Genomic DNA, 25,550 nt, shown 5'->3' with positions numbered 1-25,550 from the left:
CGCAGAGACATCGGCGTATCGTCCTCGTTGCTATCTTCTCCGTCACCGCCAATGCTTTCAGTGTCGATCTCGGTATATGCAACGGTTTGGACGGGCGGTTTTTGATGTGGAGGCTGCTGGACCGGGGGCTGCAGCTCGCTGGTCGCAACTGCCACTGCGGTCGCATCGGTCGCTTGGTGCAGATTCGGGGTCGCAGCGATATGTTGCCCAAGAGACTGACAGCCGGTCGTGAAGCCCAATGCGGACAACAACAGCAGACGCCTAGCCCGCTTCGCTGTGGTAGAGATTGCCCTGCCGCGGGTTGCCCTGGTACGTAATGGTCGTGTATTGGTCACCGAATATTCCTCCTTGAAATTGAACGACCAGCCTGCGGTACCCATCGGTTCCGCAACTACCGAATGTCAAGCAGAATCGCCCCAATCCGACATCGGACGCTATAACCAGTACCGGTCATGAGGATTGCACCAGTCGCAAGACCGGATGGAGGGGCGCAGGTCGGATTCCGTTCCGATCCCTTGCAATCGCCCAACAGCGAGCAGTCGGCGAACCGCTGCCGTCGATCGGCTCAGTGATGGCCGCCGTGGACGTGAGTCGTCGTGTGAGGGACGGCATCAACATGCGTCGTCGTGTGAGGCGTCGCGTCGATGTGTCCACCGTGCTGCCGATAATCGGTGTGCGTTGTGGTGTGAGGAACCTGATCGGTGTGCGTCTGAGTATGCAGGTGCGACTGCTGAAAGCTGGGGCGGAAAGACTGGTAAGGTTGAACGTATCCAGACTGTTGCACGCCATTGTGAATGTGCGTTTGGCCCTGACTGGGATAGACAATCCGCTGCTGTGGATAACCCTGCTGGACATAACCTTGCTGCTGAAGGGACTGACCCTGAGGATAGATTGGCTGCGTATATCCCTGCTGAATTACTGCGCCTTGCCGAACAACCGTACCCTGCTGAATCACCGGGCGTGCCGAGTAATATCGCCGGGTCTGGTACGGCTGCGTAGCAATCGGGTGACTGCCATGTGGTGTGACATGATCGACATGTGTCTGCGTGTGCTGAACACGATCGACGTGCGTCGTCGTGTGTGGAACCGCATCGACGTGCCCCCCGTGTCGAACGTTGTCGTTGTGGGTGGTGGTGTGTTGAACGTTGTGCCCATGCGACGTGGTGTGAGGAACAACCCACTGAGCGCTAGCTTGGGACGTTCCCAAAAACGCCATCACCAACCCCATTGTCATTGAGAAACATTTCATCTGATCGACTCCCTGAAAGGTGTAAGCGGGGTCGGATGCAATTCCGCAGCGCAATGCCTCCCCCCCGCACTACCTAGCGTACCCACCCGAGCGGCGGCCTGCAACTAAGCCACAATCCGAGATGGATTGGATTCGTCCGGCGTAAAGATTTTGCCGGGAGGCAACGGCTCAAGCCTTGACGCGGGATTCGTCGATTGCGTAGTTCATTAAATTCTGTGTTGGCATCGTCAAGAAGACTGTTCCAGCGTGCCATCCATGCCGATCAACCCTGAAACGCTTCCCGCTTCCTACCGACGAAACAACAAGAAGCTTCTTCATGTTGAAAAGGTCTCACAAACGAATCGCTCGCACAGCCATGATGTGGCTGATGGTGGCGATGTTTGCGATGCCGACATCGTTGGTCCAGATTTGCCCCTGCACCACGGTCGCCGGCGAAAGCCAGTGTGCATGCGGTGCACTGGTCACCGAGTGCGACTCGCCGCAGAGGTCAGATTGCTGTCAAAACAGTCGCCCACAGCGCTCAAGTGAGATGGGCGCCGAGCGCGAATGCGGGGTCGCTCTCTTCGGTTGTCACTGCGACGAACACTGCCCATGTCAGTACCAGTGCGATCAGCGGAATGAGCAAGCCATCAACAGCGGCGATCGAATCGTCGTTCGCCAAGCGGCTGAGCGTGTCATGGCGTTATCAGCCACGATGCTTCCAGCATCGCATTTGAATGGCTCTTCCTTGCGAATGCAGCATTCGCCTTTGACGCACTCCAAAACGGCACAGCAACGCTGCGCCACTCTCTCGCGTTTTCTGATTTGAACGCCGCTCTCTGAGCCTTCTGTCGCGTCAATCAATGGGTGCTCATAAAGACTGCCGATTCATGCGCTTTGATAATTGAACCTGCCCGCCCCGGCATCGGTTCACACGAAGCGAGCGTATCGCGAACCGCACATTGCGTATCGTGCTGCGTTCCAAGCAATCACCGATAACGTGGCAACTCTGCCACTGACTATCACCGTTTCAGTTTTGTAATTCCGAAATCGAAGGAAAGGATTCTCAATATGACCAAGTTACTTTTTAGTTTGATGTTGGTGGCCGCCTTGGCCGTTGTCACGTCCGTCGGCTGCGCATCAACCGCCAGCGGAGGTGGTGGCGGTGGAAGCCACGCTGGGCATAGTCACTAGCGGTTGCATCACAAGCGAGTCGGGTTTGTTCGTCAAGCGGCACGCCCGATCTCGATTCGTCGGTAACGCAATTCCGAAGTGACCCAATGATTCAGCGGACCTGCCGATCGTTGGCGGCCAGGACGCCGTGTGCTCCAAGCAACGGAGTGCTGGCGGTCGGTTGGTCCCTTTCTCTCTTTGACAATTCGCCAAACTCGTCGCTCACAAAAGAAATCACATGACCAATTTGCATCGGGCGACCTATTGGTCATCCATCATCAAGTCACCGAAGCAGGACTTTCTGGCTTCGATCGTTGTCTTCTTGGTCGCCTTGCCACTGTGCATGGGAATCGCCATCGCCTCGGGGGTTCCCGTCGCCGCTGGATTGATCACCGGAATCGTCGGCGGTCTTGTCGTCGGCTGGTTCGCGGGTGCTCCGCTGCAAGTCAGTGGCCCGGCCGCAGGGCTTACCGTGATCGTCTATCAAGTGGTCAATGAACACGGCCTGCTTGCCCTCGGCGCGGTTGTCTTGATCGCGGGGGCGTTACAGTTGATCGCCGGAGCACTGCGATTGGGACGGTGGTTCCGAGCCGTTTCACCGGCGGTGATTCATGGCATGTTGGCGGGCGTCGGCGTGCTGATCCTTTCGAGCCAATTCCATGTCATGTTGGACGACGCGCCAAAGCAAAACGGACTGGCGAATCTTGCCTCGATTCCCGCTGCGGCCTACGGCGCGCTGGTCGAGCGAAACGCCGCCGCTGGCATTGGCGCAATCGCGATCGTGTGCCTGATCGCATGGAAAACGCTCGCGAAGCGACGGCTTGCACTGATTCCCGCACCGCTGATTGCCATCGTGGTCGCAGCCGTGATGGCTGGAACAATGGGACTGCCCGTCGCGCGTGTGCAGATGCCCGATTCACTGAGCAGCACGATTCAACTTCCATCGCTCGAACTTCTTCAATCCGTTCCGCTATACGTATTACTGCAAGCGGGTGTATTGATCGCCATTGTTGCTAGCGCCGAAACGTTGTTGTGTGCAGCGGCCGTGGAGAAAATGAAACCGGAAGTGAAGACCGATTACGACCGCGAACTGGTCGCTCAAGGCATTGGCAACATCGTCTGTGGCGCACTGGGCGCCCTGCCGATGACGGGCGTCATCGTTCGCAGCAGTGCCAACGTCGAATCCGGTGGACAAACTCGATCGTCGGCGATTTTGCACGGAGCATGGCTGCTCGTCTTTGTCGTCGCGTTGGGTTCCATGGTTCGCTTGATTCCAACAGCCGGGCTTGCCGCGATCTTGGTCTATACCGGATTCAAGCTGATCAACGTGCAAGAGATCAAGCGACTCAGAAGCTACGGATGGAGTGAAGTCGGCGTCTATGCCGCCACTTTATGTACGATTGTTGCCACCGATCTTTTGACCGGTGTGATCGTCGGAATTGTGTTGTCCGTCGCCAAGTTGCTGATCCGCTTTTCGCACTTGAATGCATTGATTGTTCACGGCGAAGGAAACTACTGCCTTTTGCACCTCAGTGGAGCGGCAACATTTCTTCGCCTGCCGGTCCTGGCGTCATCCCTCGATCGCATCTCGCCCGGGCAAGAAGTCCATGTGGATTTCGAGCAACTCGACCACATCGACCACGCCTGCATGGACCTATTGATGTCGTTTGCACAGAGACACGAGCAAACCGGCGGCACGTTGATCATCGACTGGGGCACCCTGCACGCTCAGGTCCACGGCATCACCGAAACGCCCCATGTCAAACCCGAAGCCAATCACGTTTCGCCACGTCGCATCGCGGCATAAACGACTGTCTGAACAAATTTTTTCTCTAGGAGACTAATGTGAAATACCAACTGAACTACATACGAAAACTGATCGGAACCACGCCGCTGCTACTGGCCATCTTGATACTCGCATCGAGCGTGGGGTGTTCAAGCCTGCCGTGGCGATCCAAGAAGCCATCCGAGACCGCCGAGTACCAAGCTTACATGGATCAGGCGGTTTCCAATCCAGCCTATGAACCGTCGTATCAAACAACGGCAGTGGATGGTTCGACACTGCCTCCGCCGGTCATCAGCCCTTCGGATCGCGTCGCTGACGCGGGCGGTGGTTGCAACGACGGTTGCTGCCACTGACAGCCGGTTACCCCGATCGCAACGTGAGATCACACGCCCGATGACAGAGATGGTGGCGGTCCATCCATCTGGATGGGTTCGTCCCGCGACCCTGCAGGCTCGGGAGCATTTGTGATCGGTGTGCCGCCGAATCGGCTGACGAGTTCGGCAGCCAATTGGTCGCGGCTCTCGAGTTCCAAAGCACGATTCAGATCACGGATGGCGACATCCGTTTGCCCAAGGTAACCGAATTGGTAACCGCGCAAGAAACGTGCATAACCGGCTTCAGGATTTGCTTTGAGAAAACTCTCCAGCCGCTTCATCTGGTCAACGAATCCGTTGCCCTGATAGTACTTGCCATAGTTTTCGACGACGTAGCCCCAGTCCTCGGGATTCAGCATCGACGCCGCTCGATGAATCGCACCGGCCGCACCCTGATAGTCTCCGACCGCGAACAATCCTTGAGCCAACAGCAGCATCAGCTTTCCATCATTTGGTGATTCAACCAGAGCATGATTGGCTAACCGCACCGCTTCAGCGTAATCGGAGTTCCGGAATGCTTCTTGGGCTTGCGAACGATACGCGTTGTCTCGACTTTCTGTGGAGTCGACGCTTGTTACCGCGTCATTGGAATCGACTGAAATGGCAGGCTTGGCCGCGGAATAGGTTGTCGTGCTCGGTGTGCTTGCCACAACACTTGGCGGAGCGATGACCGACGGGACCACGGTCGATGGCGATTGGGTGTAGTAGTCGTAATAAGGGGTGTGGAGATGCGAAGACCCGACGGATGAATAGCCGTAGCCGGAATAGTAAGGCGAAGCATAGACGTCGATGTGCGGATAGAAGGAATGCCCGATTCCGGAATGGCCAATTCCGTGGTGACCGGAGTAGTGACTGACGTGTCCGCCTGAGTGACCAAGACTGTGTCCAATTCCATGACCGATACTATGCCCAATTCCATGGCCGATGCTGTGACCAATTCCGTGACCAACATGTCCGAAACTGTGGCCAATGCCATGACCGCCATGCCCAAAGCTGTGACCCCCTCCGTGGCCAATGCCATGACCACCGCCGTGATGGCCATGCTGGGCCTGCACGCTGCCAGTTCCAGCAAGCACCAACACTAAGGACGCAACAAACGCAAGCGAAGCTTGGGTTGATAGATGAATCAAAGTCATGGCAATGTTCCTTGTGCTTTCGGTGTTCCGTGATCGGAGTGAAGACCGAATGCGGCCACCTATAAAATTTTCCAGTGCATTCGCTTAAAGTCGCTCAATCTCCATGATACCAACATCCACAGGTCATGTCGCGGATTTTGATCAGCAATCGGTAGCAAGCTGAGCCATCAATGAGCATATCTCGGACCGTTTGACCAAGGCAAGGAAACCCATTTGCCTGAAGAGGCACGAAACTTGCTCAAATTCCCTGGAGTATCGGCGTTGAAAACGTCGTCAGCAAATCCGCAAAAAGCCAAAGGGCATGGGCGAAGCTCGTCCACCATGAACGATGAGCGAACACAAGCTACAACACGACGAGGGTGGCCACAGCCATGGGCTAACCCGTAGCGACGACTTGGCTGGAGTGAGCGACCTGCGGCTGATTTGGGCCGTGATCATCAATCACATCCTAACTGTAGGAGAAGTGATCGCTGGCATTTTTTCCGGCAGTGTCGCTCTGTTATCGGATGCGGCCCACAATTTTAACGATGCCAACGCACTGCTGATCGCGTACATCGCCCGCAAAATTGCCAAGAAAGAAGCCACGGAGCGATTCACGTTCGGATATCGTCGTGCCGAACTTCTCGGCGCGGTCATTAACCTGACATTGCTTGCTGTGATCGGATTGTATCTGGTCTACGAAGGTATTCGCCGTTTCTTTGAGCCCGAAGAGATCACAGGCTGGTTGATGGCCGCCGCTTCCATCTTGGCGTTGGTCATTGATGTCGGAACCGCCTTGCTATTGTGGGCGATGAGCAAAGGGTCGCTCAATGTGCGGGCTGCATTTGTCCACAACATCGTCGATGCGGCAGGGTCAGTCGCCGTGCTAATCGGTGCCGGGGCAATCATCTGGTTGCAATGGAATTGGGTCGATCCCGTTCTGACGCTGATCCTGTCGGCCTATATTCTTTATCAAGTCTACGCAATGCTGCCCAAAGCAATGCGAATCTTGATGGAAGGGACGCCTGTCGATTTAGATGTTCAACACTTAGTTGACGAAGTCGAGAAACTCGAAGGCGTCGAGGGACTGCATCATCTGCACGTCTGGGAACTCGACGAACAAAACCGAGCACTGGAAGCTCACATCGTGATTGATCGTGACAGCATTGAACAGTTCCATGAAATTAAGCAACGGATCAAGGAAAGATTGGCGCACGATTTTGAAATCAATCACTCGACACTTGAATTCGAGTATACCGGCCACACTTGCGAGGATGGCGAGACTGCCGTCATCGCCGGCGCTACAAGTCGTCAAGATTAGCACTGGAGAGTATCGGTGAAACCCAGTCGCCATGAAATCATTCCAAATCGCGGCCTCAATTCTCTCCGCCGACATGGCGTCGCTGGCGGACCAAGTGCGTCAAGCGGAAGCGGCGGGCGTGGATCGCTTTCACGTCGATGTGATGGATGGCCATTTCGTGCCGAGTCTCGGTTTCAGTCCCGAGGTGGTTCGCGTGGTACGAAGAACGACTCAGTTGCCGATCGACGTTCATTTGATGGTCACCGATGGCAATCAGTTCACCAAGTCATTCGCGAGCGCCGGTGCATCGCGGTTAATCGTCCACGCGGAAGCCGACTGGCACTTGCACCGTACGATTGATTCAGTGCGTTTGACCGGTTGCGACGTCGGTGTGGCAATCAATCCGGCGACATCGCCGATGGTGATCGACGAGGTGCTTCCGCTGTTGGATGTTGTTTTGATCATGACCGTCAATCCCGGCTTCGGTGGCCAGAAATTTCTACCTGAAACGCTTCCCAAACTGGAGCGTCTGCGCCAACGAATCGAACGCGAGGAATTGAGTTGTCAATTGATGGTCGATGGAGGAATCAACGCCAATACCGCGGCAAATGCGATCAACTCCGGTGCCAATCTTCTCGTCGCGGGCTCGGCGATCTACGCGGCGGGCAAGGGCATCGCGGAGTCGGTCCGCGATCTACACTAGAGCCACGTTTTGAAAGGCAAGACAGTCGTCAGAACATCCAATCACCTAGTGAACTGAGTACTACTTTTCAAACCGAGATTCCTGGCAACAGTGAAGCCATGAACCGCGTTCATTGATCTGATGGAATTACTTCGTGGCCACCTCGTGTGCCCAATGCGTGCCAGATCGTTAGGTCGATTGAATCTGTAAAAAATTGAACCGATCCGTCCACCAAGCTGGCCGGCACACCGCCGGGGTGATAGCTCCGTGCCGTCACGGCGGCGTAGGTCGGTTCCGTAATCGTCTTGCCCTCGCGGGAAGAGTTGAAATCAACGTCGTACTCCGCCCCTGCCGAGTTATACAACAGCTTGGTGTTGGGACCGAAAGTCGTTGTGAACCCGCTTTGGTGGATACGCGAATCGATCCATTCAGTGTGTCCCGAGTTCATCTTGAAGTTACCGCCATAGGCGACGACCGCTTGGGGCAGCGTGGGGGTCGCTTCGCCAAGCGCCGACGGAGTTAAGCCATCACGAAGGTAAGGATTGAACGCCTTGACTTCCGCCAGGGCAAGCGTGTTGCTGGTGCCGTCAAGCACATCTCGAAATCCCGTTTTGCTGTTTGGATAAACGAGCCCGGTTCCCGAACGTTTGCTAACCGGATCATAAATGAACCACTCGCCCATGTTGACGACGTAATTCATTGGATAGTAAGCGAAGTCCGGGTCAGTGGGCTTCGGGGAAGGTCGCGATTGGTCGTTGACTTCGCTGGGACAAAGGTAGGTGGGAACCCTGACTCCCGCGACCTCGCCTTGTGTCCCGTAAGGCACGGTCCAGTCGATCAGATCAGTCAGGCCAGATTGTTCCAGGTAAGGAAGAAGACGTGCTTGGAACGACCACGAATCACTCGGTTGATCCGTCCGGTACAGACCACCAGAAGGAAATTGATTGAAAGCGCCGTGATAATTGTGCATGGCCAGGCTGACTTGCTTCAAATTGTTGGAGCAACTCATCCTACGGGCCGCCTCGCGAGCAGCCTGGACGGCCGGCAACAGCAATCCGACCAAGATGCCAATGATCGCGATGACAACAAGTAATTCAACTAGGGTAAAGCCGCTTCGGCGGCGTGAGACTCGGGCGAGTTTCATTTTGAGGAAATCCAGCAAACGTGAGGGTGCAGACGGTTAGTTTCCGGTGACACAACGTTTTTGCTGGCTGGGATCAGACTGCCTTCGGTGAGACTCGACCTGGCTGGCTACTATTTAGTTGGTATTGAGAATCAATCTCAACTTGCTGAATTGTACCGATTCGAGTGGTTGTCGCAAGGGCGACAGAAACGAACCTGCCAGAATTCTGATCCGGCAAACGGTTAGCTTCAGCAATGCGGGCATCATCATGCTCCAGAAACGAGGGACAAGACTTTTTCTCTTCCCCCTCGTTTCGTCGGCCCACAAAACTCGCGTTTAGTGATCTTCGTGCTGGGTTTCAAAGCCTTGTTGCTTCAGCCAACCCATCAACTGATCGGCCGCGGCGTGGTCGGCCAAGTGGACGTCACGCCAAGTCGGTGCTCGGAACGCGATATCCGAATGACCGTCGTGTTGGTCCACTCGAACTTCGGCCCCGAGCTTCTTCAACGTTTCAATCATTTGCTTCTCGTTGGCTGAGCCATCGCCGTGCATCCGCTTCCACTTAACCATACGAAACTCGACCGCTTCGGGGCCTTTGGCGTAGGCCGGATCGGGATGGGCATGTGAAACATCGAAGCCAGATTTCGCAAGGAAACCGGCCCACTGTTCGGCCATCTTGTGATCCTTGATCTTCATTTCCGTCCATTTGGCTTGACGGTACGAAACGTCGTTGTGACCCGCGTGGCTGTCCTGCTTGACCTCGCAACCGAGCTTTTTCAGCGTCGCGGCCAATTGCGCGGCTTTATTCGCGTCGTCCACATGCTGCGACTTCCATTCCGGCAAATAGAACGCAAGCGTTTCGCCACCGTGCGAGTGGTCGCCGTGGTCGTGCCCGTCGTGATCGTGTCCGGCATGATCATGCCCCGCATGGTCGTGGCCTTCGTGACCGGCTTCCTGTGCGGAGAGGGATCCACTGCAAAAGGCAAGTGCAACGCATGCGGTCAAAGCAAACATCGTTTTTGTCAATTTCATCTTTCAATCCTTTATCATTGGGTTTGGTAAACAATTCTTCAAAGCGCACGCCTCCGCTCGATTGCGAAAGCAATGCGTATTGCACGACCGTTTTGGCAGGGCGCAGGACGTCTGCGCAGAAACCTGACCATGGGTCGGCGATCCGAAAGAACGACGCGCAGCAGCGATCAGCCGTCACGCATCAGGGGCGGAGAGACTCGCCGCTAAATTTGCCAGGATTGAAATAGCGCGCAGCGCTGCCCAGCGGATAAGAATGGGAACTTGAATCCGACGCGGGGGTCGGTTGCTAGAGCGACTCGCGGCTGGATGACCGGGGTCGAGGTTCCAAACGCGACCAAAGCGTTCGTCTGCGAGTCAAGCTGCAATGGAACCAGTCTTGCATCAACAAAAACACAACGGCCTTCGTCACATGGCTGCGAATGATCGCAGGGATTGCCATCGTGGTGCTCGTGATTTGCGTCTTCGTCGTGACCCGCCGAGCGATCGTGATCAGATTCCAACGAACTGTGGCAACCGATCTCGTCATGCCCGTCCAGCGGAGATGTATGATTGTGATGCGCGCAACATCCCACCAACGCATGCACATTGAATGCGATCAGTGTTAGTAGATGGATGCAGGACGAAAACAAATCAGCGTTCTTGGTGGAAGTACGAAATGGGTGGGACTTGGACAAGCGATTGTTCGTTTTCAAGGCGAATGAGTCAATACCGATCAAGTTTGGCGAAGCGCATTGACGATCGGGACCGTAGCGGCCTGAACAGCGGGAGCCAATCCGGCGGCAACGCCCACGACCAATGACACAGCCGTTCCTGTCGCCGCCAAGCCAATGGAAGGGCGAAAGGCAATCGTCGCCCCCTCGGCTCCGATTGCGAATCCTCCGATGGCCAATGCTGTCATTGCCAGGGCGGTTCCGGCAATACCGCCGACGACGCATAAAATCGTGCTCTCGGCGAGTACCAGACGCATCGCCCGCAGTGGTCGAACTCCAATGGTTTGCAATACCGCGTATTCTTTGATTCGGTCCTGGACACTCATGACGGTGGTGGTGGCGACGAGGGACAAAACGAGTCCCACGCAGGCGTAGCCGAGCCAGTGAGCGAAACCAATCAGGTCGACGAGGTCCGAAAGCGTGCTGGCCTGGAACGCGCCTTTGCGTCGTGTTTTGGTTGCGACCGATCCAGCTCGCAACGTGGCGTCGATTTCGCTTGCGACTTGGTCGGGATCAGCATCGTCGGTCAGCAAGACTTCGTGTTGCGTTACCAGCCCGGCTGCATCCAGGCCGCGGGTGTACTGAAGAAACGCGAGACTTGTATATATCAGGTTTTCTTCCGAAGGCACAGTCGACGAAAAAACGCCAGCAACCTTCACAGAAATGTCGCCGATGGAGAACTGGTCACCCGTTTTCAGCCCCCGCCGCTGAGCGACATTGTGACCGACAATCGCCGCGTCACGTTGCTTGGCGAAGCTTTCCCAATTGCCCTCGGTCAAAGTCAAGGGCCGTGTCGATTTGATCTGCTGTGGATCGGCTCCGTTGAAGACGACGATATCCAAACTCGCGCGACAGTTGTTGGTCCAAACCTGAATCGGCATCACGTCGCGAACGCCGGAAATCTCCTTGATCTTGCGGGAGTAATCCTCCGGCAATCGGCTCGTCGTTGGACAGAAACGATTTTCTTGAAACACGATCAAACTTCGGTCGGCGTCCGATCCGGTTGTCAGCCGATGCAATCCTTCCTGGACCGAGCCGACGAAACAGAACACGAACATCGCGACCGCCGCACCGGTGACGGTAAGAAGCGTTCGCGTGCGATGTCGCCAGAGTGTTTTGAGGACGTAAGTGAACATTTTTGATTGTCGATTGGAGACTGAAGATTGTTGATTGTAAAACTGCTATGCGGCTCCTGACTCCTTCACTTTTTGCCTTCCAATCTCCCCCTCTCGCAGACTCTCTTTCTCCCTCTCGCTTTCCAAAAACTTTCCTCGGTCCAGAACCATCTGCCTTGATGCGATCCTTGCGGCATCGCTGTCATGCGTGACCATCAGCAGGGTAATGTCGAGTTCTTTGTTCAGGCGTTGCAGCAGAATTTGCACTTGCTCGCTGGTTTCCGTATCCAAGCTACCGGTCGGCTCGTCGGCGACGACGACTTTGGGGTGAGCGACGATCGCGCGGGCGATGCCAACACGCTGTTCCTGTCCACCGGAAAGCTGCCGCGGATAGTGATCGGCTCGATCGCTCAGACCCACCGCTTCAAGCGCCAATTCGACTCGCTGCCGACGTTGCGTCGTGGATAACTTCAAGAGCAACGTAGGAAGCTCCACGTTCTCATAAGCGGTCAGTACGGGAATCAAGTTATGCGTTTGAAAGATGTACCCGAGATTCGCCGCTCGCCAATCAGCCAGTTTACTTCGTGACAGTTTCGTTACTTCAGTCCCGGCCACAGTAATCGTTCCCGAATCGGGACGGTCAATGCCGCTGACCAAATTCAAGAGCGTGCTTTTGCCCGTGCCACTCGGCCCCATCAATGACACAAACTCGCCCGCTTCGATGTCCAAATCAATGTTGTCCAGCGGAGTGATCGTTTCGTCGCCTTTGCGGAAGCTTTTGCTAACGCCACGTAGTTCTACTAGTGCCATTTATCTTATCCCGATTGTTTGATCGTCGCCGGTGACATGCACCGGACTACCTTGTGTTAATCCATCCGACCCGCTGGTAATCAATTTGTCCGTGACCCGCAGCCCCGACTTGATCTCGACCAAGCCATCAGAGCCATTGCTGCCGACTTCTACTGATCGTTGCCGGGCTGTTTCGTCCGAGTCGACCACCCAAGCGAATGAACCGGACTCGCCGGACTCAATCAGTTGTTTCGGTGCAAACATCCGCTCCGCTTCCGTCGCCTCGCTAGCCGATCGTTCGACTTGCGGAGCTAGAAATGTTGCCGTGACCAACATTTCGGGACTGACGCTGGGAGGTGGATCAATCAGTTCGACCTTCACTTCCAACGTGTTCTTTTGAATGTTTGCCGAACTGGTCGATTGAAGGACACGGCCTTTGATGGGAGCGGGAGAAGAAGCCGTTTCGATTTCCACTGGCTGTCCCGGCGTGACCATCGGCACGTCTTCCAACCGAACGTCTGCTCGGACTTGTAAGCGATCGGGATCGTACATTTCGATCACCGTGTTGGAGCTTTGGCCAGCCGTGGCATCCAACCCCATGACGCGAGTGCCCGGCGCAGCGACCAGTCGCAACACGCGTCCGTCCATAGGGGCGCGAACGACGTTTCGCTCCAGAGCCAATTCAGCTTGCCGCAGTCGCAGTTTCGCTTCGTCTCGAAGCGCGACGGCAGATTCAACCTTTGCCTCTGCTTCCTGAAACTGCCGATTCTCTTCGACCAACAACTCGCGTTGTCGTTGCAAGGCGGCCACTTTCCGTTTCAGCGTATCGACCTCCGACTGCAAGTTGGGTTGTCGCTGCCGCAGCTCTTGCATGTTCGCATGTGCGGCGGCATGTTCACTTTCCGCCTGTCGGACGATCCGTCCCGCAATCGCGTTTTCAGCCGCCTGCTTCCCTTCCATGCTGCTGTGCGCAAACTTTACCTCGGCTTCGGCCGCTTCGATCAAGAACGGCAATTTCGCCAATTCCGTTTTTGCTTTCGCGAGTGTGCTTTGGGCGTCTGCCAAAGGCACTTCGAGATGCACCGGATTGTCAATCCGAATCCTCGCAGCGTTTCGTTCAGCGATCGCACGGTTCAATTCTCCTTCGCGGATCGCCAGCGAGTTTTTGGCCTGCTGGACCATCAGCTCGGAATCAATGGAGATCAACCGCGCAATCGGTTCGTCCTTTTCGATAGTTTGTCCGCCGACTACCAGCAGCTCTTCGATTACCCCGGGAGTCAACGCTGCCACGCTGATCGCCGTCGGTCGCGGTTCAATCCAACCCGGCGATTGAAACAGTGTGGTCCCCGCCTGCTGCACCTCCGCTCGCTTGACAATTACAGGCACGACCGTCACCGACCGCTGCGGCATCAACTGTCGTCCCGCCGCCGCTGCCAGCAGGCCAACAAAGCCAACAATAATTGCTAGTGGCAGCACATAACGGGTGACCCAACGCTTGCGGCGCGGCTTCGTCGCCGCCGACTCGCTCGCGGGCGCGCGGTCGAGTGCCAGTTGACTGAGATCGAGGGGAGCGCTCATGGCTAGTCCTTCTTTACGAAAACCTTGCTAGCCGCAACGGTCAGATTGCCTTGGTCGTCGCGCCGAGCTTTGCCTTTAACAACGACGGTCGACAACTCTTTGACATTCAAAAACTCACGAGCATCCTGCGTCACCGGTTTGCCAGAGTCATCGACGATCTTTACGGTCGCGATGTTCTGCTTGACCGCGTCGGTTTCGCAGCAATAATCCCACGGCGTCGGGCATCCTTCCTCAGGCGCACAGTACGGAACTTTGGGATCAACTATCGTGAACGCGGCAAGCCCTTTAACGAACGGCTCGCTCGAACCGCCAATCAAGCCGACGAGTGTGACGTCTTTGCCGTCTTCGGTTTTCTCGCGAGCTTCACCAACCGGCATCGCACCAGCTGGTTCCGTTTCAGCTTCATACTGCGTCTTTCCAGAGTCCAAATCATACCGATTGTGACTCGGCCCCTCTGCAACTCCGGTTCCATCTTTGCAACCAATCGCCAGCAGGACCAACAACGACAGGCCAATGTAAATAGTCGATTTCATTCTTAATCTCCAAGAGAAATGGGGAATTGGGAATGAGGAATAGAGAAATCGAGAATGAAACACGTTCCTCATTCTCTATTCCTCATTCCCTATTTTTATTCAAACAGCTTTCAAACTCGTTGCGACTTCGGCTCGCAACGCTTTCAGCGCCGGGGGTAACGCACCCAAGACGCCCAACAACAACCCAACGCCGCAACCGATTAGGATTGCCACGCTGTCGATGCGTATCGTGAACGCACCCATCGTGAATCGCACCGCCATGCCATTGAGCATCGTCAGTGCGATCACGCCAGACAGCAACGATCCCGCTGCCGCCAACAAAACGCCTTCTTGAACCAAACTGATCAAGATCGCTCGACGGCGATATCCGACCGCTTGCAACGTCGCAATTTCGCGAATCCGTCCAGCCACCGCGCCGTACATCATGTTCAATCCGGCAAAAATGCCGGCACCCGAAACCAGCACAACAACGAACCACGCCAACAAACGCACCGGTTTGTAGTGCTGTTGAAGCGATGCGTAGTAAGCCGTTTCTCGGTTCGCTCGCAACTCAAGGTCGGTGCGTTCCTTGCAGAACAACTCGACCTCGGCTGCCGAACTTTGGGGCGACAACAACATCGCCACCAGGCTTAAATCTTGTCTCTTGGTAGCTGTCTGAAAGTCGCTGAGCTTGCACCAGATTTCAGATTCGTAGGCCGCACCGCCTGCAGCAAACCGTCCGCTGATCTGCCACTGGCGACCTTCAAATTCAACGCTCTGGCCGATCGCCATCGCATCGTCCGAACTACCGAGTTTGGCCGCCGCGAGCCTTCCCACCATGACCTCGCCTTCGCCTGGCCAATCCCCGTCAATCAACTTGACGCGGCGGCGAACCAGCGGAGCGGACAACGTCACGCCACGGACCAGCCCCAAACCTCCGTCGCCATCATTGGTCTTCACTCGTGTCCCCAAATACAACTCCGGCGAAACGTTCGTGATCCCGAATCGCTTCACGGCTCCGTCCAAACTGGCGGTCAATAAAGACGGAGTCCGCGCGGCGATTGACGAGTTTTCGATGTTCTCTTCCGAGTTCACGGAATAAACCAGAACCACATTTTCATCTCCACTGACGGTCAACGATTGCTCCAAGCCACGTATAAACCCGACGACGACAAAGACCAGCATCACCACCGTTGCCAACGCAACGAGCGTCAATGCCGTCCGCATCGGCCGCCGAGCCAAATTACGAACACCGTATTCCCAGGGAAGAAGCATGTTTAATTGGAGATTTGAGATTGAAGAGTGAAGATTTGAAAGCGAGGAATGAGGAATGTCGTTTTCTCAACTGCCATTCCTCATTCCCTATTCTCTATTCCTCATTTCTTCGGCTTGGAAGTATAAGTCCCCTCTGGCGTGACCATCTTCGTCGGCGTTTTGCCGATGCTCTCCATGATCTCCCAAATACCCTTCGGGCTGAGCCGAACGCGGTCTTTGGGGATCAAGGTGACGGATTGCTTTTCGATGCTGCACTGCACCTTGGCGATTCCTTCCACACCATCAAAACGCTTGGTGATCTTCTTCACACAACCGCCACACATCTCGCCCACCGTCATCACGGTGTTCGTTTTTTCTCGCTCGGCACTCGACGCGACCGAGGCCGTCAAAACAGAGGCGACCATCAATACGACCCCGGCGACGAGGCCGGTTCTTCGGGACAAACTCAACATGCCAAAACTCCTTTTGGAAAGGCACACACGGACAACACGACCCAATCACGCGCGAACGTCGCGCGCAGACTTCGAGCCATGAAAGATTCAAAACAGAGAGACGGAGAAAGAGTCGATCTTCATCAGAGGCCGAGTGCGTTCACTCGGCCCGCCTGCGAAGAGAATGATCCGTCTAGATCAGCCAAGATTGGTACGCAACGCGCACACTTCGGCCACAGAAAAATGGACTCGGTGACTTCAGCCGCTGATGCTCAGCGGCAGAAAGCATCGACGACAGACAACCTGCCGGCTGAAGTGACGCGGGAATGAATCCCACGAAAACTGTCGTGAGACTTGGCGATTGGACGCCAGCTTCAACGACTGCACCATCACATAGACAATCTTGACAATCGCATTCTCCCGACGGAGGCGATTCAGGCGATGATGCATCGTGCGAACAGCATTCGCACGACGCGGACTTCTGGACGTCACCACCGCAGTTGTTCGCCTGACAGGCGAAACAACGAATCGGGCAAGCCAGCAAGCTGACGAGCAATACGATGGTGAGAGTGAAGCGGAACATTGCCGGATTTTACTTAGAACAAAAGTCTGTGACTAGACCAATGATCGGTCATCCGATCATCAAACTTGGGCTTTCTTACTGTCCGAATAATAGAAAACGCTGCGTTTGCCGACCTTCTTGGACTTCGGCAGCGTCGCCCAAGAAACTGCCCGAATCAATGGAAACGTCCGACGTCGGCAGTTTGGCGAGCACGTCATCATAGAACTTCGCGAACCAGGCTCCCCGAAGTAGTTTGCCGGCCATCAAAGATTGTGGTGTCCAAAATTCGACCCTTGGATGTTCGTCCAGATTAAGCAGTTCGACGTTTTGGATCGGCCAATCACCAATCGCTGCAAGTCGCAGATCGTCTAATTTCGCAACCTGTGGATCGTTGCCGCCGGGAAGTCGGTTGAGCCGTTCGAGCCGTGCCGCCAATGCCGAATCGTCGATTTCAATCGGTCGCATCGCACCGACGAGCCCAATGATCGGTTTGCTCGGGTCCAACTTTCCCCACCACAAACTGGTCTCGGGGAAGACGGTCGCAAACGTGTCGGCAATCATTGTGAACTCACGCTGCCCCATCTGATAAACCGGCAGCCAGAGGCAAAACAGTCCATCGTCGTTCAAATGCTCGGCCGCGGCAACGTAGTGCTCGCGAGTGTAAAGGTACCCGGTCTGACTTTCCCACGGCACAAACAAATCCGAAACGATCACATCAAACCGCTGTTCCGTTCCCAATAGAAAATGCCTTGCATCATCCGTCGTCACATGCACGCGATCATTGTCCAAGACGTGGTCGTTTCGATGGCCGAGTTCCCGTGCCGCGGCCGTCACATCGGCAATCAACTCGACGATCTCAATTTTCTCCGTTTCAGGATGCTGAACCGCGCCGGCAGCCGTGACGCCGGTTCCCATGCCGAGAAACAGAACTCGCTCTGGATCGGGGTGCAATAACATCGGCAACCTCGCCTGCCGACGCTCACGCATGGCGGCGGCTCCGGTTCCGCCGAGTCGATAGTGCAAATTTTGGCGGATATACCAAGCGTCGCTCTCTTTGCTGCGAGTCACGTCGATCCAGCCATAAGCCGATTCCCGACGCGTCAAGAACACTTCATCTCGATCTCGACCCAGTGTTGACCACGATGGCATCGCCGCCGCCGTCAATGCGATGCACAACCCGCCAACCGTCAATGCGACCGCACTTGGCACTCCCCGCACGCTACGCCAGACCAACATTGCCACGGTCATCAACAGGATCGACGCGGTCAGAAATCCACCCCACAACCCGATCGTGGGCAGCATGATAAAACTGGCCGCAAGTGATCCCAACGCAGCGCCAATCGCGTTGATCATTGCCAATCTCCCGATGACCCGGCCGGTGGCATTTCGATCACTCAAAACCTGCCATGTTGCCGGAAAAATCATCCCGCAGATCGTCACGGGTACGACGACGAACGCGAGCACCAGCCCAAATCCGCGAAGCAAGTGCTCGACGAATGAATCCCCCGCCGTGAAATATCCGAGCCGCGAAATGTTGACAAACAATGCCAAACAGACGCAACACGCAATTGCACCAGAGACGCCACACCAGAACAGAATCGTTTCGGCCCGAACTCGCTTGACCAACCAAGCCACGATCGCCGACCCTAAAGCAAGCGCCAACAGAAACACCGCAACGACATTGCCGAACGTGTAGGTACTATTATGAAAGACCAGCGAAAATAGTCGTGTGTAAAGAATCTCGAGCGCCAACGTGATGAAGCCGCTCAGCCCCGCGACCGTCATCATCGCAATGGGACTCGCCGTGCGTTTCACCTTCAGAGGATCAGCTTTGTAGCCTGGTGGTTGCTTGGCATCACGCCGCGATAGACCAATCGCAAGCAAACCGATTCCCATTCCGACGCCAGCCGCCCAGAAGCTACTATGGCTAACGCCAACTCGAACCAGCAACAGATAGGTGCAAATCAGCGTTCCCGCCATCGCTCCGGCGGTGTTCCAAGCGTAACCAATCGCTGCGCTACGCGACGGATTGCCTGATACGCGCGACAATGCTTGCGACATCAATGGCAACGTCGCACCGAGCGCAATGGTGGCGGGCAAAAAAATCGCGATCCCAATGCCAGCGCGGCTGAACCATTGCCACGCTTGACTCTCGCCGTTCATCCACCGAATCACCACCGGCGACTGCAGCGCGTCGAACAACGATGGCACAAGCAGCACCCAAACCGCCGCCATGATTTCACACCCGCCGAACCACCGCAGCGGACGTCCGAATTGACAAAGCCGACTACCGACGCCGTATCCAATCGCCAGCCCGAAGAACAGGCTCGCCAACACCACGCTGCCAGCCAACACCGTGTGGCCGAACAATAACCCCGCCTGCCGCGTCCACGAAATTTCGTAAATCAGCGTCGTCGCCCCCGATGTCAGGAACAGCCCATACAGCAGCGTCGTGGTGTGACGACTCGCGATTGTTCGACTTCTTTGCTCCATGCTTCATCCCTGATCGGTATGCCTGGTCCGTGGTCACAATGTGAGTCGCATACGTACCTTTTTTTAATGATGGAAGAGGTAGTGTCCTGGATGCCAGCGATGATGTTGCACTCGAGGTTGAACCACTCGATAGCGGCTTTGTACCGGAACACTGGACCCGCCGACGCCGCTATCATAACCACCGCCGTAGCCGTAGTAACCCGACGAATAGGACGGCACTGCCGGACGCAGAACCTGCACGCCTCCGTAGTGCCCGAATCCACCGTGATGAACGACATGATGACCACCGAAATGTCCGTGGCCGCCGTGATGCCCGTGGTGGTCCGCGCGAGCCGTTGAAGGAACAACGAACGTGAACGCGGTAATCGCCACCACTGCGATCGCACAATTTTTCCAATTTCTCATTTTTCAATTCCTTCAGGGGGGAGTTCGCTTTCGCAAAACGAACGATTGTTTTGCTCAAATAAGGAAACGCGAAGTCCGTGCCAAACGGTGAATAGAAGCGTTTTTCCCGTGTTTCACGAGATCGAGCCGCCTCTCACCGCCGAAGAGTGCCATCGAATTGACGGCACGCGGTTGTCGATATGATGTCGCTTCAGACCATCTTTAATTTGCGAGACGCACACCGCAAATTTATTCTGGATGGAATCTGGAGGCGAGTTTTCCGTACTTTAGCAAGAGGCCGCTGCTTACCGACGTGGCGACAGCTCGCTGGCGGCATGGTGGTTGCCTTGTTTCGAGAGGTCCCAAATCTCCCAACCCGAAGGAATGAAGATGCCTCGATTTTTTAACTCAATGGTCCTCACGAGTGTGATTATTCTGACCGTCTCATCAACATCGGTCGTGCGGGCGCAATTCGATGATGCCCCATACCGCTACGGGCACTATCACTCGCCACATTCTCATCTCGCTACCCCGCACCAATTCTACAGCCATTCGCATTGGGACCACGGAGTCTTGATGGATGAACCTGAAGTCATCCATCGCTCCATCGAGCCGATTGGCAATGATTGCGGGTTTCAGGAACCACTCGCCCACGGACATGCCACCACGGACGCGCACTTCGGCGGGTGCCCGAATGCCATCCACTGCCCGCACGACGCACGAAACTTTGCCAGTCTCCACGAACCGCCATCCACCTACGCTCATCCCATTCGACCTCGCCTGTCACCATCGCCCGCGACGCGCCATCCCGACTCGCAAACCCCACTACAGCCAAACGCTCCAGACCAAAACACATTCGACAGCCACAACCACGCGGGACACAACCATTCGGGTCACGATCATGCTGGACACTCACACGCCGCACCGCGCCAGCCCAATGACGCCCGCTACATTCCGCCGCCAACGCTTTCGCGACCTAGTCCAGGACCGCGAGAAACTCCGTCCGACCTTCACTCTCGACCGGCACCGAGTCGCAACGTTTCCCCGTCCAACGACTCGCAAGGCCAGCAGGAACCAATCAAAATGGACGGTCCACCACCGTCATTTTGATTCTTCCGTTTCTATGTCAGCCGAAGTCGATCGAAATGGTTGAATTGATTCAACTGCGGAGCAACCGTAATCCATTGGCGATCACCAGCAGTGAAGCTCCCATGTCGGCGGCGATGGCTGCCCACAGCGATGCCACTCCCGCCAAGGTCAGCACGACGAACAAAGCTTTGATTGCCAAAGAGAACCAGATATTCTGGCGAATGACGGACAGCGTTCGTCGCGAGTGTTCGATCAGCCAAGGCAGCTTCGACAGGTCGTCGGACATGAGGGCAATGTCGGCTGTTTCAATCGCGGCGTCGCTTCCCGCCGCTCCCATCGCGAGTCCTAATGAAGCCCGGGCTAGTGCGGGTGCGTCATTCACGCCATCGCCGATCATCGCAACATGCTCGTATCGCGAAACGAGTTCTTCGACCTCCGCGACTTTGTCTTCAGGCAACAACTCCGCATGGACTTCGTCGATACCGGACTCTTTGCCGATCGCTTTGGCGGTGCCCTTGTTGTCGCCGGTCAGCATGACGATCCGCTTGATGCCGACTTGGTGCAACGTCTTGATTGCCTCGCGGGTCTCGTCTCGGATGGCGTCGGCTAGCGTGATGAAACCACAGACGTGCTCGTCATTGCCGATCACAACCACGGTTTGTCCGGCCTCCTGCATCGCTTCGAGCTGCTGACGAACTTCCAGGGTTTCCTGTCCGCGTTGTTCAAGATAACGATGCGAACCGAGCCAATAGGTTTTTCCGTCAATGACTCCGGTTGCCCCTTTACCTTGAATCGTCTCGAACGATTCGGCTGGCGGCATGGTCATGCCACGTTTCTTGGTCTCATCAACAATGGCTCGTGCGAGCGGATGGTTGCTATTGAGTTCCAATGCTCCGGCACGCGTCAGCAATTCTTCTTCGTCGTGGCCGTTCATCGGAACGACGTCGATGACTTCGGGAGCACCCTTTGTTAGCGTCCCGGTCTTATCCATCGCGATCGCGACCAGCTTACCAGGTAGCTCGATGAACACGCCCCCTTTAACCAACACGCCATTGCGTGCAGCGGCGGCCAGCGATGCGACGACCGACACCGGTGTTGAGATGACCAATGCACATGGGCAGGCGATGACCAGCAACACCAGCGACCGATAGATCCAAACCGACCATGGTTGTCCGAGCAGCAAAGTCGGAATCAACAGCATCGACAACGCGACCGCCATCACCACCGGTGTGTACACCGCAGCAAACTTCTCGACCCACTTTTCTGACGGTGCCCGCTTCGATCCGGCATCGCCAACCATTTGAATGATGCGGGCCAGCGTCGTGTCCTCCGCCGCCTTGGTGCTTCGCATTTCCAGCAAGCCATCGCCGTTAATCGTTCCAGCGAACAGTTTGCTACCGACCAGCTTTTCGACCGGCACGCTCTCGCCGGTGATCGGGGCCTGATTAACATCGCTGTTGCCGACGATGACTTCGCCATCGAGCGGTATCTTTTCGCCCGGCCGAATCATGAGCGTCGATCCAACCGGCACTTCGGCTGGCACCACGTCGCGGACTTCGCCGGAGTCGCCTCGTAAGTGAGCGACCGGCGGCGTCAGGTCCATCAACGAAGCGATTGCCCGTCTCGCCCGGCCGATACTCCATGATTCCAGCAACAACGACAGCGAGAATAAGAATGCGACCGCCGCTCCCTCAAACCACTCGCCGATCGCGATTGCCCCGACGACCGCGATTGACATTAATAAGTTCATGTCTGGCCGCAACGTAACGAGAGCCCGCCAAGCCTTCGGTAGCACCAAATACAGTCCAGCTAAAATTCCGATCAGGTAGCAAACGATCGCGGGCGTTGCGACGGCCTCATCGAAGCCGCCCGAGAGCAAATGAATCACCAGCCCGATCCCGCCGAAAGCACCGCTGATCGCGGTCATGATCGCGCGTTGATGGCTTGCCCAGAACGATTGATTGTCGGGGGACTGTTGCGCGTTCTCCCACGTCTCGGCCCTTAATCCGGTTCGCTCGATCGCCGCCAACACGTCACCGGAAGTAACGTCAACGCCATCGAGGTCGACAGTTAGTCGACCACTGAGCAAGTCGAAACCCAAACGCTCATCACCACCGAGCAGCGGCACTAATTCACGTTTGATCAGCGCAACTTCCTCGGCACAATCCATGCCGAGGATTTTCAGTTCCATGTTGTTTTCATCACTCATCGTTGTCATCCTCGTCGATTTGAACTTGCCATGCGTCGCGTCCAGACTCGTAGGCTTCCCAAGCCACATAGGGAACGATCAACAGTGCAGCCACCGGATCGGCCCACCACCAACCTTGCCACTGCACCAGACCGATGCCGATCAGCACGACAACGGTTTGGTACTCGCAGATCATCGTGTCAATGGCATCGTATTTCAGAGTCGCCGAATCGGTCTTCTTGCCGTAGCGATACTTGCCCCATGCCAGCATCGGGTTGACGACCAACGACATCAGCAAGATGCCAATGCCCCACCACGACATCGACGCGGTTTCTTGGCTGATGAACTTGCTGATCGCCTCGTAACAGATGAATAAGACAGCAATCGTAAAGGCACCCGAGAGAACCCCTAACGCGATCTTCTTTCTCTTCCGCTTGTCTCGCTCGTTGATACCTTTGGCTTCGCCGTTCAATTGCCAGATCATGAACGCGGCGGAGTTCGCTTCGACGATGCTATCGACGCCCCAACTGATCAGCGCCGAACTGCCCGTCATGAATCCGGCCGTTAGCGAAATGGCCACTTCGGTGATGTTGTAGATCAGGCTGGTAATTTCGACATTGCGACCCCGGCGTATCAATTTTGCTCGTTCCTCGCTCATCGCACTTCTCTTAGCAGTTGAATGTTCGTCATGGCAAAGTGGTCAGCGGGAATGGCGGGAAGTCGATCCATCGCAATTTGCAAATCCTGTTCCGGGATCTCGTAGCTGCATCCGTTGACGAGCACGTCGGTGGCCGCCTTCATCTGCTCGATCGCGATCCATTCGCCGGGGCAGCGGTGGTTCTGGTAGTGATCGCCGCCGCCTTGAGGTATCAAGGTGAATGGATTCCCGTCCCATTCGCGAAAACGGGATGGCCTGAACGATTCTGGCTGGTCCCAAGGACGTGGATCATGGTTGGTGCCGTATAGGTCCAGCAGCACCTTCCGACCGCTCGGAAAGTGGTAACCGTGCCACTCGAATGATTCTTTCACCTTTGCTCCGGCAAACGGAAAGAATGGATAGTAACGCCGGACCTCCTGCACAAAGCAATGCAAATCATCCGGGGAGCCATCGCGAAGTTGTTCGCGAATCACAGGATGCTCGTTCAAGGCGTGCGCACACTGAACGATGTAAGCCGACACGGCGACCGTTGGACGCAAAATGTTGTTTAGCTCGACCGCAGCGATTTGAGCGTCGAGCAAGTTTCCGTCGAGATCGCAATGATTGGCAACGATGAACGCGGCGGTGTCTTCGGCAGGTTGATAGGTTCCAGTACGAATTTGTTCGATGATTCCACGCAGCCAAGCTTCGTTGCGTTTGCGTGCGATCCTTGCCCACCAGTGCTTTGGACCGATGCTGCCTGCATAGTCGAAAAGCGCCGCCAGCTCGCTGGTCCTTCGGTCCACATCGGCGGGATCGAGCGGCACACCCGCCCACTGACAAACCGCTTCAGTGAGAACCTCTTGAGCCTGTCGGTAAAGTACGACCTGATCCATGCGTGACCATTGCAGAATTCGACGGTTCCAAATGTCACGAGCGAGTTGCGTCAGTCCGCCAATTTTGTCTTCGGTCAGCAACGACATGAACATCATCTTGCGATGACGATGGGCCTTGCCGTCCATGCCCTGTACCCCGCCGCGTCCGAACAAAGTCTTGGCGATTCGCGGCGGAGCGACACTGACGCGGGAGAAACGCGAGGTGTCGTAAAACGCCTTAGCGGCTTCCTCGCCTCGCAAGCAGATTACCTTTTGCAAAAGCAAACGAGTCTCGAACGCATCCGAGCCGTGTCGTTCACATTGCTTGGAGATAAAACGATAGGGATCGCGGGCAAGAGCAAACGTGTCGTCGAAAAAAGTATTGTTGGGCATTTGGGTCATGTTTCGTCCTCGATGTGTCAATAGGCTTCACTTGTGTTCGTTCGTTCACTTGCTTGCAGTTGAAATCACTTTTCCGTCGCTGCCGATTCCGCCGAATCGCTTTGCTTGGCCTCTTTTGCGTTGGACAAAATCTCAAAACCACCCTTGACTACAATTCCGGCGACAATCACTCCGATCACCAAATCGGGAACTTGTGACTGAAAGAAAATGACGGCAATACCGGATAGCACGATGCCAAGGTTGGCGATCATGTCATTAGTTGTGAAAATCCATGAGGCATTGAGATGAACCCCCTCATCTCGATGTGAGCGAAGCAGTCGTAGGCACACTAGGTTGGTCGTAGCGTTGATGATTGCTACGACGATCATTGCCCAGCCCACAGGCTCGGAGCCGGAAATGAATCGGCGTATCACGTCGGCCACTAAGCCGATGGCCATGGCAACCAGTAAAATGCCCGATAGTTTGGCGACTCGTGATTTGGCGGTCGCTGAACGGCCTACCGCGTACAGACTAGCGAAATAGACAAACGAGTCGCCGAGGTTATCCAGCCCCGCGCCTAACAATCCTGTTGACTGAGCGATGAAGCCGACGACCCCCGCCAGTAATGCCTGAGAGAAATTAATGAGCAGCACCCAAATGAGCGTTCGACGCTCATCTCCGTCTTCGTGATCGTCTTGACGCTTCTCGACGTTGCTCA

At 55.7% G+C, this 25,550-nt stretch carries 21 protein-coding genes and 1 pseudogene; 5 read left to right on the top strand and 17 right to left on the bottom strand.

The annotated features are described in order from the left end of the window. Positions 1–251: pseudogene (locus B2R17_RS03920) on the bottom strand (TolC family protein); the annotation flags it as partial. Between the two features lie 314 nt (positions 252–565). Then, the gene (locus tag B2R17_RS03915) at positions 566–1,249 is read right to left on the bottom strand and encodes a hypothetical protein (protein ID WP_286762935.1); all 684 of its coding nucleotides are present in this window, start codon (positions 1,247–1,249) and stop codon (positions 566–568) included. Between the two features lie 1,050 nt (positions 1,250–2,299). Here B2R17_RS03915 and B2R17_RS03910 point away from each other — a divergent pair. The 3 genes from B2R17_RS03910 (at position 2,300) to B2R17_RS03900 (ending at position 4,540) form a co-directional block, all read left to right on the top strand. Next, positions 2,300–2,422 (top strand): hypothetical protein, encoded by a 123-nt coding sequence (locus B2R17_RS03910; protein ID WP_286762934.1) that lies wholly within the window; start codon positions 2,300–2,302, stop codon positions 2,420–2,422. Positions 2,423–2,639: 217 nt separating this feature from the next. After that, a complete protein-coding gene (locus B2R17_RS03905; protein ID WP_286762933.1) occupies positions 2,640–4,208 on the top strand; it encodes a SulP family inorganic anion transporter in 1,569 nt (522 codons plus the stop codon). Positions 4,209–4,246: 38 nt separating this feature from the next. Beyond that, positions 4,247–4,540: a hypothetical protein gene (locus B2R17_RS03900; RefSeq protein ID WP_286762932.1), complete on the top strand. Its 294-nt coding sequence runs from the start codon at positions 4,247–4,249 to the stop codon at positions 4,538–4,540. Between the two features lie 29 nt (positions 4,541–4,569). Here B2R17_RS03900 and B2R17_RS03895 read toward each other — a convergent pair whose 3' ends face one another. Next, positions 4,570–5,697 (bottom strand): tetratricopeptide repeat protein, encoded by a 1,128-nt coding sequence (locus B2R17_RS03895; protein ID WP_286762931.1) that lies wholly within the window; start codon positions 5,695–5,697, stop codon positions 4,570–4,572. A gap of 328 nt (positions 5,698–6,025) precedes the next feature. Between B2R17_RS03895 and B2R17_RS03890 the strand changes: the two genes are divergently transcribed. Further along, a complete protein-coding gene (locus B2R17_RS03890) occupies positions 6,026–6,997 on the top strand; it encodes a cation diffusion facilitator family transporter (protein ID WP_286762930.1) in 972 nt (323 codons plus the stop codon). A 31-nt stretch (positions 6,998–7,028) separates the two neighbouring features. Continuing rightward, the gene (rpe, locus tag B2R17_RS03885) at positions 7,029–7,679 is read left to right on the top strand and encodes a ribulose-phosphate 3-epimerase (protein WP_286762929.1); all 651 of its coding nucleotides are present in this window, start codon (positions 7,029–7,031) and stop codon (positions 7,677–7,679) included. A gap of 109 nt (positions 7,680–7,788) precedes the next feature. Here rpe and B2R17_RS03880 read toward each other — a convergent pair whose 3' ends face one another. The 14 genes from B2R17_RS03880 to B2R17_RS03815 all read right to left on the bottom strand — a co-directional run. Continuing rightward, a complete protein-coding gene (locus B2R17_RS03880) occupies positions 7,789–8,802 on the bottom strand; it encodes a DUF1559 domain-containing protein (protein ID WP_286762928.1) in 1,014 nt (337 codons plus the stop codon). A 315-nt stretch (positions 8,803–9,117) separates the two neighbouring features. After that, a complete protein-coding gene (locus tag B2R17_RS03875; RefSeq protein WP_286762927.1) occupies positions 9,118–9,813 on the bottom strand; it encodes a hypothetical protein in 696 nt (231 codons plus the stop codon). Between the two features lie 712 nt (positions 9,814–10,525). Continuing rightward, positions 10,526–11,659, bottom strand: a complete 1,134-nt coding sequence (locus B2R17_RS03870) for an ABC transporter permease (RefSeq protein ID WP_286762926.1) — start codon at positions 11,657–11,659, stop codon at positions 10,526–10,528. A gap of 45 nt (positions 11,660–11,704) precedes the next feature. After that, the gene (locus B2R17_RS03865) at positions 11,705–12,448 is read right to left on the bottom strand and encodes an ABC transporter ATP-binding protein (RefSeq protein ID WP_008671142.1); all 744 of its coding nucleotides are present in this window, start codon (positions 12,446–12,448) and stop codon (positions 11,705–11,707) included. Continuing rightward, on the bottom strand, positions 12,449–14,005 hold the full coding sequence (locus B2R17_RS03860) for an HlyD family efflux transporter periplasmic adaptor subunit (RefSeq protein ID WP_037253627.1): 1,557 nt from the start codon (positions 14,003–14,005) through the stop codon (positions 12,449–12,451). It lies immediately after the preceding gene. A 2-nt stretch (positions 14,006–14,007) separates the two neighbouring features. Then, positions 14,008–14,538: a hypothetical protein gene (locus B2R17_RS03855; RefSeq protein ID WP_286762925.1), complete on the bottom strand. Its 531-nt coding sequence runs from the start codon at positions 14,536–14,538 to the stop codon at positions 14,008–14,010. Between the two features lie 99 nt (positions 14,539–14,637). Beyond that, positions 14,638–15,792, bottom strand: a complete 1,155-nt coding sequence (locus tag B2R17_RS03850) for an ABC transporter permease (RefSeq protein ID WP_286762924.1) — start codon at positions 15,790–15,792, stop codon at positions 14,638–14,640. A 101-nt stretch (positions 15,793–15,893) separates the two neighbouring features. Continuing rightward, on the bottom strand, positions 15,894–16,244 hold the full coding sequence (locus B2R17_RS03845; protein WP_286762923.1) for a heavy-metal-associated domain-containing protein: 351 nt from the start codon (positions 16,242–16,244) through the stop codon (positions 15,894–15,896). A gap of 637 nt (positions 16,245–16,881) precedes the next feature. Beyond that, positions 16,882–19,278: a fused MFS/spermidine synthase gene (locus tag B2R17_RS03840; RefSeq protein WP_286762922.1), complete on the bottom strand. Its 2,397-nt coding sequence runs from the start codon at positions 19,276–19,278 to the stop codon at positions 16,882–16,884. A gap of 63 nt (positions 19,279–19,341) precedes the next feature. Beyond that, a complete protein-coding gene (locus B2R17_RS03835) occupies positions 19,342–19,683 on the bottom strand; it encodes a hypothetical protein (RefSeq protein WP_286762921.1) in 342 nt (113 codons plus the stop codon). A 1,138-nt stretch (positions 19,684–20,821) separates the two neighbouring features. Further along, positions 20,822–22,969, bottom strand: coding sequence for a heavy metal translocating P-type ATPase (locus tag B2R17_RS03830; RefSeq protein ID WP_286762920.1), 2,148 nt, complete (start codon positions 22,967–22,969; stop codon positions 20,822–20,824). Continuing rightward, on the bottom strand, positions 22,953–23,597 hold the full coding sequence (locus tag B2R17_RS03825; protein WP_286762919.1) for a cation diffusion facilitator family transporter: 645 nt from the start codon (positions 23,595–23,597) through the stop codon (positions 22,953–22,955). Before B2R17_RS03825 ends, B2R17_RS03830 begins: the two co-directional genes overlap by 17 nt. Further along, positions 23,594–24,853 carry a cytochrome P450 gene (locus B2R17_RS03820; RefSeq protein ID WP_286762918.1) on the bottom strand — a complete coding sequence of 420 codons (1,260 nt, stop codon included), beginning with the start codon at positions 24,851–24,853 and terminating at the stop codon, positions 23,594–23,596. The genes B2R17_RS03825 and B2R17_RS03820 overlap by 4 nt, the downstream gene beginning before the upstream one ends. A gap of 65 nt (positions 24,854–24,918) precedes the next feature. Continuing rightward, on the bottom strand, positions 24,919–25,550 hold a 632-nt coding region (locus B2R17_RS03815), incomplete at its 5' end, for a cation transporter (RefSeq protein ID WP_286762917.1).

Origin of the sequence: Rhodopirellula sp. UBA1907 (assembly GCF_002337565.1) — a bacterium.
GTDB lineage: Bacteria > Planctomycetota > Planctomycetia > Pirellulales > Pirellulaceae > Rhodopirellula > Rhodopirellula europaea.
The sequence above is the reverse complement of the archived record's forward strand: the minus strand, read 5'-3'. Positions and strand labels throughout refer to the sequence as shown.